Here is a 211-nt window from a genome sequence, read left to right on the forward strand (position 1 = left end):
CTCAGAAGTGAAACGCCGTAGCGCCGATGGTAGTGTGGGGTCTCCCCATGCGAGAGTAGGGAACTGCCAGGCATCAAATTGCAGTAAACCGGGATGAAGAATCCGGGTGGTGACAAAGAAATTCGGTGGAGCGGTAGTTCAGTTGGTTAGAATACCTGCCTGTCACGCAGGGGGTCGCGGGTTCGAGTCCCGTCCGTTCCGCCACTTATTA

1 tRNA gene is annotated in these 211 nt (G+C 55.5%); it reads left to right on the top strand.

Features of this window, described 5'->3' with window-relative positions:
* Positions 1-127: 127 nt before the first annotated feature.
* Positions 128-204: transfer RNA gene (locus OGY06_RS00015), tRNA-Asp, on the top strand.
* Positions 205-211: the final 7 nt, after the last annotated feature.

It is taken from the genome of Citrobacter sp. Cpo147, assembly GCF_030332405.1.
Lineage (GTDB): Bacteria > Pseudomonadota > Gammaproteobacteria > Enterobacterales > Enterobacteriaceae > Citrobacter > Citrobacter portucalensis.